This is a genomic window from Corynebacterium sp. KPL2830 (assembly GCF_040225635.1).
Classification (GTDB): domain Bacteria; phylum Actinomycetota; class Actinomycetes; order Mycobacteriales; family Mycobacteriaceae; genus Corynebacterium.
The window spans coordinates 1-9,049 of sequence record NZ_JBEHFR010000046.1 but is presented as its reverse complement, the minus strand read 5'-3'; the positions used below and the strand labels follow the sequence as shown (position 1 = coordinate 9,049).

Here is a 9,049-nt window from a genome sequence, read left to right as displayed (position 1 = left end):
CAAAATGGTAATAAGAAGGCCGCTGCTTAACCCCTAAGCAGCTTAACTACGTGTCCACGATTTGCGGGCAACCCCACGGGTTACTATATAGAGAGGTAATTTCCCATTTACAAGGAGAACACGCTTTATGACTGATGCCGCGGCACGCGCCGTTGACTTGTTTAAGCAATACGGAAGCGATGACACGGCTGTTATCGCCCTTGATCACGTTTCTATTGAGTTTGGACAGAACCAATTCACGGCCATTATGGGCCCCTCGGGTTCGGGCAAATCTACGTTGATGCACACGATGGCAGGATTAGACTCTGCTACTTCTGGGTCGGCGTTTATCGGAGATACCGATATGTCCCACCTCAATGACAAAGACATTACGGCGCTGCGTCGTGATCGCCTGGGATTTATTTTCCAGTCTTTCAACTTGGTCCCTACCTTGACGGCGGCGGAAAACATTACGCTGCCGACTGACATTGCGGGTAAGGACGTCGACAAGCAATGGTTCGAGGAAGTCACGCGTCGCCTGGGGCTGGCGGAGCGGTTGGAGCACCGTCCGGCGGAATTGTCTGGTGGTCAGCAGCAGCGTGTGGCCTGTGCTCGCGCCTTAGTGTCGCGGCCGGAGATTATTTTTGGAGATGAGCCTACGGGTAACTTGGACTCCAATTCCTCAGCTGAGGTGCTGGATATTCTGCGGACTGCAGTGGACCAGGATGACCAGACTGTGGTTATTGTGACGCATGATGCTAAAGCGGCGTCTTATGCCGATCGCGTTGTTTTCCTTGCTGATGGCAAGCTCGTTAACGAACTGCAGGATCCAACGATGGAGGCCATTCACAATGTAATGGCAGAGATTGAGGGTTAAATGGCACGCGGAAACGCAATGCGCAGGGTATCCGTGCGCAATATTTTGGCGCATAAGTTGCGCCTTGGGCTGACAATTTTGGCGGTGGTTTTAGGCACCGCCTTTATTGCTGGCTCTTTCATGTTCACTAACTCATTAAAGGCCACTTTTGATTCCGCGGTGGATAACCAATTCCGCGGTGTAGACGCAGTGGTCAGCGAAAATGATGATAGTGACCAGAAGCTGGATGAAGTGCTGCGCCAACAGCTGCTTGATGATCCCGAGGTTAAAAACATCAACGTCGCTGACTCGCAGACGGTGGTTGTTGCCGATGAAAACTCGGAGGCCTTCCAAACCCAGAGCGGTACTGCGAGCCTCGTGCCGTATTATCCTGCGGATAAAACCGTCGGCGGCGCTAGTGAGCTCATTGAAGGCGATGAGCCGCAAGCCTTAGATGAGGTAACGATCAATTCCTCTGCTGCGGAGAAATACGATATTTCCGTTGGACAGAAGCTTGTGGTGGTTCATCCGGATAGCCAGGACGAGGTTAAGGTCGCGGGTATCGTGGAACCGCCGGTGGAGCAGGGCGATAGCATCGAGCTGCGCATGGACGAGGCGAATTACCTAGAACGCTTTGGTGATCCCTCCCAGCTGAAGGTCTCTGCTGCTGATGGCGTGGATGCGAATGCGCTTGTCGATGACCTCAATAACAAGTTCGACATCAAAGTCGAATCCGGTGAGCGCCTGGCAGAGCAAACCAGTGAAGCAATGACTGAGGCATTGAAGTTTGTGAACTACTTCCTCGTTGCCTTTGGTCTGATTGCCTTGTTGGTGGGCACCTTTATTATTGCCAATACGTTCTCCATGATTGTGGCCCAGCGCATCAAGGAGTTTGCTCTGCTGCGCGCTTTGGGCGCTTCGCGTCGCCAGATCACCAATTCCGTTGTGGTGGAATCCGTTATCGTTGGTGTGCTGGGCTCCATCGTCGGCGTTCTTGCCGGCGTGGGATTGGTCGCCGTTATCAAGGCGGTTATGGGCGCCAATGGGATGGACATCGGCGGTGGCTTGGGCTTGAGCGTGTCGGCGGTGGTGGTCCCCATTATTTTGGGCACGATTGTCACCGTGGTCTCCGCGTGGGCTCCGGCGCGGCGCGCAGGTGCTGTGGAACCGGTTGAGGCGATGCGCACGACGGAGTCGGCCTCCGGCTCTTCGTTAAAGGTGCGCACGATCTTCGGTGCCATCATCATGATTGGCGGCATTATCGCGGCGTTTGCAGGCGTGCTTAGCGATGCCGAAACGAACGTCCGCGCCATTCTCGTTGGCCTCGGCGCCGTCGGAGTGATTATTGGTTTCTTCCTGGCCGGGCCCGCACTCTCTTTGCCGTTGGTGCCAACGCTGGGCAGGGCTATCGGTGCACCATTCGGGTCCATCGGCAAGCTGGCTGCTACCAACTCGCGGCGTAACCCGCGCCGCACCGCCGCCACGGCCTTTGCCCTGACCTTGGGCGTGGCATTGGTCACGAGCATCGGCATGCTGGGACAGACAATGAAGGCTTCCATCTCGGATACGGTGGACCAAACTATTACGTCGGACTATATTTTGTCCGGACCAAGCTCCGGAAACTTCCCGACGCCGAAGGAAACCGGTGCGCGTGCCGCAGAGGCAGACGGTGTGGATAAGGTCATTACCGTCGGCTCGGCGCCGGTTGCCGTGGACGGTCAGGCCTCCTTGGACTTTGGTAGCGGCGGGTTGTTCACCGTGACGGTGGATGCTGACCCTACCTCGATGCTGGCGATGAACATGGTGGAAGGCGATGCCAATATTGAAGGTGGCTTTGCCGCCACGGAAGACTTCGCCAAAGAAAATGGCTGGAAGGTAGGAGAGACCTACGAGGTCACCGGGAGCGAGCCGGGCAAGACTGCGGAAGCGAAACTGGTCGGTACCTTTGAACCCATCGAGACCATTCAAAATATGGTGGTTTCGCAGGACGTGGCAGAACAGGTCGCCGCTGACGGTGAATTCTCCGTGCAGATGGTGGGCGTCTTAGGTCAAGAAGGCTATGACAAGGAAGAGCTGCGCAATAACCTCGAGGATGCCGTCAAGGATCTCGTGGTGGTGCAGGTCAATACCGGTAAGGAATACGCGGGTCAGGCCGCTGGCTTCATCGACCAGATGCTGGCCATTCTCTACGGTCTTCTCGCACTAGCCGTGATCATCGCGGTACTGGGTATTGTCAATACCTTGACCTTGGGTGTTATCGAACGCCGCCAGGAGATTGGCATGTTGCGTGCGGTGGGTACGCAGCGCCGCCAAATCCGCAGGATGATCACACTGGAGTCGGTCCAGATTTCGCTCTTTGGTGCGATCATGGGAATTCTCATTGGCCTCGGCTTGGGCTGGTCCTTCATTGAGATCTTGAATGATCAGGGCCTTGGCGGCGCCGAGGTTCCGTGGGGCATGTTGGTAACCATGCTGCTGGGATCCGCAGTTGTGGGCATCATTGCAGCGGTATGGCCATCGCAACGCGCGGCAAAGACGCCGCCGCTGGAGGCGATTGCGGATTAATGCCTGGATATCCAGGCCTTGACCGCATCCGTGGTCTTGAGGTCTGGAAGGTAGGCGTGCATCGTCGCTAGACCGATATTAGGAAGTTTCAGCTCGTCGTCGTAGCACAGGAACCATGGGTGCTCTTCGGGCTGGAACTTCTTTTTGCTTGCCGCCAGGCTGTGGAATCCGTAGAAGGGCTCGACCTCATTGCCTAGGCGCTGCAAGAGATTGTCGAGCCAGGAGGGCGACGGTGCTTGCCCGGCCAGAGGGGCGCCGGATAAGGAGATCCAGGCACAGCCCTCGGCGTTTGCGATGAGCAAGGCTTCTGAGATGAGCAGTTCCATAACTCCCTTGAAGCCGTGCTCGTTGCGGCGCATGACGTCGAGGGTATAGCCCGCGATGGAGCCGTTTTCGAAGACGGGCATCCAGCTGGTGACGCCGTGGAGGGTGCCGTCCTGGGCTTCGGCAAGCAGCAGGCGAGTGCCGGGGACTTTCATTTCTTCTAGCCCGCCGAGGGTAAATCCCATTTCGGGCAGCGCCTTTTCTGCTACCCATTCCTCGCTGAGCGCGGTGATCTTGGCGATGGTGGTCAGGTCGAGTTCAGCCCAACTGGTCCAGCGGGTGCGAATTCCTTCCTTGGTTGCTTTATTGCGGGCGGTGCGCACGTTCTGGAATTTCTTTCCCTTGAACTCTGTGCGGCAGGGCAAGACGGCCTCTTCGGCAACGTGGACGCGCTTGAGCTCCGGGTGGGCGGCGGCGAAGTCCGCGTTGACGGAATACCAGGCCACGGCCCAGCCTTGGTGGGCGGCGAAGGCTGCGAATTCGGTGCTGATATCGCTGCCCACGGGCGTGCCTAGGGTGAGGGCGACACCGTTGGAGACGCGGTAAGCCACAAAGGAATCGCCGTGGAAAAAGTAGCGATTGGATTTCCACAGCGTCATAAAGGAAAGGTGGTCGCCGGTGCCGGATTCAAGCCGGCGCGCGGTGCGGAGATCTGCCTCATTCGTTGGATCGGTGGGCCGGGAGAAACCGCGATAGAGGCGGAAGGCCACGAAGATCCAAAAGGCGTTTCCTATCCACTCGTAAAGGAACCAGGCGAGGGAAGACGTGGGGATTACGTGGTGGGGAAGTATCAGGGCCACCACGGTGGGCAGGAAGCGCAACGGGGTTTCAGCGAGCACGTTCGGCAGCGGGGCGTGCAGCTGCGCGATGAGAATCCAGAGCACCGAACCGCATGCGGCGATGCCAGCGCTTAACAGAGCGGTGCGCAGGAGATAGGCGCGGTTTTCGTGGGTGGGAAACAGCCGCCGGTTAATGAGCAGGATTGCGAGCACGCTAAGCCAAGGCAGCGTGACAGGGATGAGCTCGGGGAGGAAAGAAAGCCTATAGGCAAGCAGGGCAAGGGCCGCTACCTGCGATAAGACCGCGAGCCTCCAGGCGGTGATGCGCCCGCGCACGAGGCCGAAGCAAAAGACGAGCTGCAAGATGAGCGGTAACAGGTTGGCTATCACGGGCCCGATCCCGCGGCTATCTTGCCAGAGCAGGCGCGTGACATCGGAAAATGGGCCTTGCGCCAACGGATCCAGAGCGATGAAGGCGGGGCCTATCGCAACGCAGGCGACGCAGACGGCGATGAGCACGCGCTGTTCGCGCACGGTCGGCGTACCGGGCGCGGGTTTGGCGAGCAGCTGGCCGGCGGCGATGGATAGGGCGGCGGTGGTGATACCGAGGACATCGGAAAGCGCGCCCGCGTACAGCACGTACGTGGCGGTCAGGGAAAGAATGGAAATTCGGAGGCGGCGGCGCCACAGGCGAGGCATGAACGCGGAGGCGAACCCGGCCGCGCCTACGATGAATCCAATCGGACTGAGGAAGTCGGTGCTATTGGGCCAGTGCTTGGCGATGCCCAGCGTTATCGGCACTCCAATCGCCGTCGCCGCCAGCCCGGTGGTGAGGGTATAGGTGGAACCGAGGAGCCACTCGGCCGGGGCGAGCCAGGTGGCGATGAGCAAGGTAATGATGATGGAAGCACCCGGGTGAGCGGTGGTGAGCGCAAGCCACGGTTTGAGGGGAAAATCGACGAGGTGTAGCGACCACATGATGGCCAGCAGAGCGATGGAAACGGGAAGCTTTTTAAGAATGGACATTGTTAATCCCATCGAACGGATCTGTTTCTACCTTGATGCCGCCGCGGGCAGCGGCCCAAGCAAAGGATTCGCGTAGCGCGGGGCGCCAGACCTGGAAGGAGTGCCCACCCGGCCGCGTGCCGTAATAGGTTTTCATTCCGGCTGCCCGAGCTTTATCTGATAGCGAGCGCAGGGCGTTGACGGATGCGGCATCGTCATCACCGGCGATGAAGATGGCCTGAAGGTTGTCGTAGCGGTTGCGCTCCAAGAGGTAGGCGGGGTCTTGGTTGTTATAGGCGGATTCATCGCCGTGGAAAAACTTATTAACGGTGGCGGAATGGCTGCCAATGGTCGGCTCGGCCTCGCCGGAGATATCAATAACGGAGCCGTAGGCATTCGGATGGGTGGTAGCTATTTGCAGCGCGCAGGTGCCGCCGTAACTTAGCCCGCCGATGGTCCAGGTGTGCTGATCGTTGTTGACTTGGAACTTTGACTTTATATCTTTGGAAACATCGCGGGTGAGGTAGGTCATGACTTGGGCGACATCGCTATCGGCGCAGATGGGGTTCGCGGTCTCGGAACCGGTGGCATCGACGGCGATGACGATGGGGCTGCGCCCGCCATTGGCCGCTTGGAATTGATCGGCGGTTTCGTCCGCTTCGCCCGAACCAAACCATTGATCCGGTCCGCCGGGGTTGCCGTGGAGAAGGACCAGAACTGGGAGGTTGTGATTCGTCCAGTATGCGGGCGGGATATACGCGGTGGCGGTGCGCGCGGAGAAGTGGGACGTTGCGCCGGGCAGATCGACGTGGACGAGGGCGGCGCCGGAATGGGTGGTGGTGAACTCGTCATAGTCCATTTCCTTCGCCACAGGGCGCGGGTCGAGGGAGCCGACGTCTGGATAGGTTTGATATTCCATATTGACTAGCCCGACGGTGGCCAAGAGGGAAAAGATTCCCACCACGACCGTGATCACCTTGGGCCTGCGGAGGAGTGCGGCCAGGGGAACCACCGCGGCTAGATAGATGTGCCAGGGTACTTCCCAGCGCCGGAGGAAGAACCACGCAATGGCGCAGAGGACTAGGGCGAAAAGTATCGGCCAGATTTTCTTTTGGGTGATAACAACGATCGCCGCTACCGCGAGGATGAGGAGGAATATGACGCCGTTGACGGGCTCGGCCAATGGCAGGTTCATAAAGAAGTTCACACAGAGAAATCGTAGGCCTGCGCTGGTCCAATCTAGCTAGGAGCGAGCTGGGAATTGCGTACCTAGATCCCGTGATAGATAAGTCCAGCCCACATCACCCCGCGCCAGGCTAAAACCACTCCGATCCCGATGGTCCAAAAGAGGTATTTGCATAGGGGCCACCATTGCCGCTGTTTGACCATTTCCCCTAGCTCTTTCGCCATGGTGGACCAGGTGGAAAGTCCACCGGCGAGGCCGAGGGCGAAGAGGGGATGGGTGAAGGGGGCATCGGCAAGCTGCGAAAAGCCCACCGCCAAGCCAAAAACCAAGGAGCCCAGGATATTGGATACGAAGGTGCAATACGGCGAGGGCAGCAGGCGGGTAAAACCGTAGCGCGCCGCGCCGCCGAGAAAACCGCCGATAAGGACGAAGAGCAGGTTCATCGCAGCTTATCCCCAGCGAGGTAGGCGGCGGTGCAGCCCACGAGCGTGGCCGCGACATAGGCCAGGGCGATGCTCCAGTGGGAATCTGCGGTGAAGAAAGCAAAGCCAGCAAAGCTGGTAAAACCGCCCAAGAATCCGGTGCCCCAGAAAGGCCCTGGGCGGGTATATCCCATCAGCGCGCTGCCGACGATGTTGAGGATAAGCAGCGGGATCAGCCCGCCGCCGAGCGCGATGGTTAAGAGATAGCGGGCACCGGCGCCGAGCGCGGCACCGGACCCGGCGATGAGGAAGTGCGGCATGGGGCCCATCATAGTGGGCGAAGTCTCAGGAAAAGCACAGGGCATTGTATCTGAAAAAAGGAGGTTAAACGCTAAACTAATCGGCGTGGATAAGACGTTTGATGTGGTGAGCTTCATTGCTCGCTTTGGCATGGCCGCGGTGTGGATCATCGCCGGCGTAGAGAAGATGGCGCACCCGCTGGATACCATGCAATCCATCAAGGCCTATGAGATTTTCACGCCCGAATGGTCTGGGTATTTGGCCCAGCTCATTGGCCCGCTAGAGCTGGTGGGCGGAATGCTCCTTCTGCTGGGGATTTTCCTCCGCGAGTCCTCCAAAGTTGCGGCCGTGGTCATGGTGCTTTTCATGGTCGGCATTCTCCAGGCATGGCTGCGTGGGCTGGACATCGATTGCGGGTGCTTTGGTGCTGGTGATGCTGCTGCGGAGCCCGGCATGAACTACGGGCTGACGCTGCTTCGCGATGCCGCCTTCCTCGCCCCTACCGCATGGACCATCAAACGCCCGTTCACGAAATTTGCGCTCCACCCGTAGTGGTGGGCACAGTAGGTTGCAAGAGTCCGAAAGTATCTACAGGCAAGGTTTAAATGAGCAAAGTAAGTGACCCAAATGCCAAGTCTGGCAATGGTTTCATCTGGGGCGTCGGCGTCCTCCTCGTTATTATCGCCGTGGTCATTGGCTACATCGTGTGGAATGGCAAGCAAGCCAATGAAATCGAGGTGCAAGACGTCAATATGTCCATGGACTATAAGGACAACGCGATTACCCTGAAGTCCGATGCGGCCAATGACGATACTCCAGAAGTAGACCTCTACGAAGACTTCTCCTGCCCCCACTGCGCGGAGTTGGCGGAAAGCACCGATGAGGAGATGAAGCAGGCGATTGAGGATGGCAAGCTGGTCGTCCACGTGCGCACACTGAATTTCTTGGACAAGGTGCGTGATGAAAACAATGATGGCTACTCCACTAAGGCTGCGGCAGCCTTGTCGGAACTAGCTAAGTCCGGCGATGTGAAGACCTACTGGAATTTGCGCGACTACATGATGCAAAACCAGCAGAGCGTTGCCAGCCAGTGGGAAATCGAAGACATCGCTGACCAAGCGAAGGAGCTCGGCGCCGAGGATGCCGTGGTTGATTCCATCAAGAACGTGGATATCGAGCAAGGTAATAAGGTTGGCAAGGCAAACTCAGACAAGCTGAAAAAGGAAACCGACTCCGTTTCCTCGCCGCGCGTTGTCCAAAACGGCAAGGATATTCCGGATAAGGATTCTGGTCAGTCTTTGAATGACTGGGTAGACGTCGCCACCAAGTAGCAGGCGATTTGGTGAGTTAAATACTCGCCATGTATATTCATACGAGTTGCGGCCCACAGGGTTGCACCTCGTATATGGGGCTATGGCGCAGCTGGTAGCGCACCACACTGGCAGTGTGGGGGTCACGGGTTCGAATCCCGTTAGCTCCACAATATAGTGTCCCGAGGCATCGTGTAAGAACGGTGTCTCGGGATTTTTCATGTGAAAATGTGTCTGGTTACAGTGCGGGGTTAAACGACAAAACGTGTTGTTTTTCGGCGTGTCGAGTTAAACGACATTTTGTGTTGGTGGGGGTAGGGGTT

General features: G+C 57.8%; 8 protein-coding genes and 1 tRNA gene. 5 read left to right on the top strand and 4 right to left on the bottom strand.

All coding sequences use genetic code 11. From position 1 onward, the window contains the following. The first annotated feature begins 127 nt into the window (after positions 1–127). Both ABRP87_RS10840 and ABRP87_RS10835 read left to right on the top strand, forming a co-directional pair. A complete protein-coding gene (locus ABRP87_RS10840; protein WP_239270132.1) occupies positions 128–856 on the top strand; it encodes an ABC transporter ATP-binding protein in 729 nt (242 codons plus the stop codon). Beyond that, positions 857–3,400: an ABC transporter permease gene (locus ABRP87_RS10835; RefSeq protein ID WP_349868778.1), complete on the top strand. Its 2,544-nt coding sequence runs from the start codon at positions 857–859 to the stop codon at positions 3,398–3,400. Here ABRP87_RS10835 and ABRP87_RS10830 read toward each other — a convergent pair. From ABRP87_RS10830 to ABRP87_RS10815, 4 genes are all read right to left on the bottom strand, one after another. Continuing rightward, positions 3,397–5,529, bottom strand: coding sequence for a bifunctional lysylphosphatidylglycerol flippase/synthetase MprF (locus ABRP87_RS10830; RefSeq protein WP_349868776.1), 2,133 nt, complete (start codon positions 5,527–5,529; stop codon positions 3,397–3,399). The genes ABRP87_RS10835 and ABRP87_RS10830 overlap by 4 nt on opposite strands. After that, a complete protein-coding gene (locus tag ABRP87_RS10825; RefSeq protein WP_239270135.1) occupies positions 5,516–6,715 on the bottom strand; it encodes an alpha/beta hydrolase in 1,200 nt (399 codons plus the stop codon). Before ABRP87_RS10825 ends, ABRP87_RS10830 begins: the two co-directional genes overlap by 14 nt. A gap of 62 nt (positions 6,716–6,777) precedes the next feature. After that, on the bottom strand, positions 6,778–7,137 hold the full coding sequence (locus ABRP87_RS10820) for a fluoride efflux transporter FluC (protein WP_239270136.1): 360 nt from the start codon (positions 7,135–7,137) through the stop codon (positions 6,778–6,780). After that, positions 7,134–7,436: a fluoride efflux transporter family protein gene (locus ABRP87_RS10815; protein WP_239270137.1), complete on the bottom strand. Its 303-nt coding sequence runs from the start codon at positions 7,434–7,436 to the stop codon at positions 7,134–7,136. The genes ABRP87_RS10820 and ABRP87_RS10815 overlap by 4 nt, the downstream gene beginning before the upstream one ends. Before the next feature lie 85 nt (positions 7,437–7,521). Here ABRP87_RS10815 and ABRP87_RS10810 point away from each other — a divergent pair, with 85 nt between their 5' ends. The 3 genes from ABRP87_RS10810 (at position 7,522) to ABRP87_RS10800 (ending at position 8,896) form a co-directional block, all read left to right on the top strand. Then, positions 7,522–7,968 (top strand): MauE/DoxX family redox-associated membrane protein, encoded by a 447-nt coding sequence (locus ABRP87_RS10810; protein WP_349868774.1) that lies wholly within the window; start codon positions 7,522–7,524, stop codon positions 7,966–7,968. 53 nt (positions 7,969–8,021) lie between these two features. Beyond that, complete coding sequence (locus tag ABRP87_RS10805; protein WP_239270139.1) at positions 8,022–8,747, top strand: DsbA family protein; 726 nt, start codon at positions 8,022–8,024, stop codon at positions 8,745–8,747. Between the two features lie 76 nt (positions 8,748–8,823). Then, positions 8,824–8,896: transfer RNA gene (locus ABRP87_RS10800), tRNA-Ala, on the top strand. Positions 8,897–9,049 lie beyond the last annotated feature (153 nt).

Coding starts and splice junctions, on each gene's coding strand:
- ABRP87_RS10820 (WP_239270136.1), bottom strand. CDS start 7,137: ATGAACCTGCTCTTCGTCCTTATCGGCGGTTTTCTCGGCGGCGCGGCG.
- ABRP87_RS10805 (WP_239270139.1), top strand. CDS start 8,022: ATGAGCAAAGTAAGTGACCCAAATGCCAAGTCTGGCAATGGTTTCATC.
- ABRP87_RS10840 (WP_239270132.1), top strand. CDS start 128: ATGACTGATGCCGCGGCACGCGCCGTTGACTTGTTTAAGCAATACGGA.
- ABRP87_RS10815 (WP_239270137.1), bottom strand. CDS start 7,436: ATGCCGCACTTCCTCATCGCCGGGTCCGGTGCCGCGCTCGGCGCCGGT.
- ABRP87_RS10830 (WP_349868776.1), bottom strand. CDS start 5,529: ATGTCCATTCTTAAAAAGCTTCCCGTTTCCATCGCTCTGCTGGCCATC.
- ABRP87_RS10835 (WP_349868778.1), top strand. CDS start 857: ATGGCACGCGGAAACGCAATGCGCAGGGTATCCGTGCGCAATATTTTG.